The 1,820-nt window shown below is 61.8% G+C and carries 3 protein-coding genes; all 3 read right to left on the bottom strand.

Going from position 1 to position 1,820, the window contains the following annotated elements; translation table 11 throughout:
• Window positions 1–197 precede the first annotated feature (197 nt).
• The 3 genes from EOA85_RS34365 to EOA85_RS34355 all read right to left on the bottom strand — a co-directional run bounded on the left by EOA85_RS34365 (window position 198) and on the right by EOA85_RS34355 (window position 1,799).
• Entirely contained in the window at window positions 198–527 is a 330-nt protein-coding gene (locus EOA85_RS34365; protein WP_164760102.1) for a cupredoxin family copper-binding protein, read from the bottom strand.
• The gene (locus tag EOA85_RS34360) at window positions 524–1,048 is read right to left on the bottom strand and encodes a DUF4142 domain-containing protein (RefSeq protein WP_127212643.1); all 525 of its coding nucleotides are present in this window, start codon (window positions 1,046–1,048) and stop codon (window positions 524–526) included. Before EOA85_RS34360 ends, EOA85_RS34365 begins: the two co-directional genes overlap by 4 nt.
• A gap of 100 nt (window positions 1,049–1,148) precedes the next feature.
• Window positions 1,149–1,799, bottom strand: coding sequence for an RNA polymerase sigma factor (locus EOA85_RS34355; RefSeq protein WP_127212642.1), 651 nt, complete (start codon window positions 1,797–1,799; stop codon window positions 1,149–1,151).
• Window positions 1,800–1,820 lie beyond the last annotated feature (21 nt).

Raw genomic sequence — 1,820 nt, 5'->3', positions numbered from 1 at the left:
TTCGTTCACCGGTCGTGGGCATCCTGGCGGACCTCTACCAGACCGCGCGCTGTGGGAAGCCTACGACGCTGCCCGCGCCACCCTGTTCGCGCCACCCTGTTCGCCGCGACGCAGATCGGCGAGCCGGCGCCTCGCTACCAGGCGGCTTGATGCCGCCCGACCGCCCTGCGCATGCAGGACCGTCTCTGCTGGCTTGGCTAGGGCAACGTCACCGTCATTTGGCCTTTCATGTTGGGGTGGAAGCGGCAGAAATAGTCGAACGAACCTGCCCTCTTCAGCGTCAGGCTCGCCGATGTCTTCGGCGGGATCATCACCTCCCAGCCGCCTGTGACGGTCGCCGTGTGGGCGAACACGTCTTTGTTGACCCACTCGATCGTGTCGCCGACCTTCGCCTCGATGCTTGCGGGCGAAAACACCAGCTTCTCGATCGTCACCTCAATCGTTTCGGCCTTGGCGGATGTGGCAGCAATAGTTAGCGCCATTGCAATCCACAGATGCCGTTTCGACAGCGTCGGTGCTGTACTCATTTCAGCATGCCGGCGACATGTTCGGCATGCTGTTCATGGCCCTGGAATAGCTTCAGGCCGGTCTCCAGCAGGCTCTTCAGTTCGGCATTCTCGGCCGAGGGGATCAGCAGGGTTTCGAGCGCGCCGTTGACCTGCTTGTGATAGGCGACCTCGTTGTCAACATAGGCCTTGTCGAACGCGGCGCCGTCGAGCTTGGCGAGCTTCGCCCGTTCCTCGTCCGCCGCCTTGGTCAGCGCCTTGCTGGTGGCGTTGTCCTCTGGCGTCACATTGAGCTTCTTGACCAGGTCAAGCGCTTGTTTGTTTACGGCTTCATGGTCTCGCACCATGCCTTTGGCGAAGTCGAGAATCTCCTTGTTTTTCGATTTCTTCAGCGCTTGCATGGCCGCCTCGACGTCAAGCACGCCGGCTGTGTAGGCGATGTGGGCGATCTGCGGGTCGCTCGGCTTATCGGAGGCTTGCGCCAACGTTGCTGTGCTGAGCAGGAAAAGCGCTGCCAGTGCGGTGGTCGATCGAATAAACATGACGTTCTCCTTCGCCCGGATGCGAATGGCTCCGGGCATTTCCAGTTGACGATGATTGGATGCCGGGCGGGGGCAAACGTTCCCGGGAATTCGGGAAAAATCAGTCTGTAAAGCCAAGCCGCTGCATCACCCCGGCGGTCAGCCGTTCACACCGGCGGCCGGCGAAGGGGAAGGCATCGAGCAGCACCGGGCCGATCTGATCGTCCAGCGCCTTGCGGACGAGGGCGCGGGCGCGGTGCAGCCGGGTCTTGACGGTTTCAGGCCGCACATCAAGCAATTCTGCGGTCTCGTCTATGCTAAGACCCTCGATCACCCGCGCCACGAATACTGTCCGGTAGACATCGGGAAGGCGATCGGTCGCCCGTTCGACAAGCTCGAGGATCTGCCGTTGCGCCATCGTCCGCTCCGGATCATCGCTGGGATTAAGGGGAAACTTGATGATTTCGGCTTGTAGACTTTGCGGCATCGCTACCGTTCGCCGCCTTTTGCGCAAACGCCCAAGCGCCTCATTGATGACGATGCGCGACAGCCATGTGGCGAGAGAGGATTCGCCGCGAAAATCCCCGAGTTGGGCAAAGGCCCTGACATAGGCCTCCTGCACGATGTCCTCAGCCTCGCTGTCGTTGCGGACGACGCTGCGGGCGATACGATAGAGCCGCTGGTTGTGCATCTTGATAATCGTGCGGAAGGCTCCGCCTTCGCGTGCCAGGGCGCGGCCGACAAGCTGCATCTCGCCAGATGCGGCGGGCATGACGGTCGCAGCCGTGAGCGG

Origin of the sequence: Mesorhizobium sp. M5C.F.Ca.IN.020.29.1.1 (genome assembly GCF_003997375.1) — a bacterium.
GTDB classification, from domain to species: Bacteria; Pseudomonadota; Alphaproteobacteria; order Rhizobiales; family Rhizobiaceae; genus Mesorhizobium; species Mesorhizobium wenxiniae.
The sequence above is the reverse complement of the archived record's forward strand: the minus strand, read 5'-3'. Positions and strand labels throughout refer to the sequence as shown.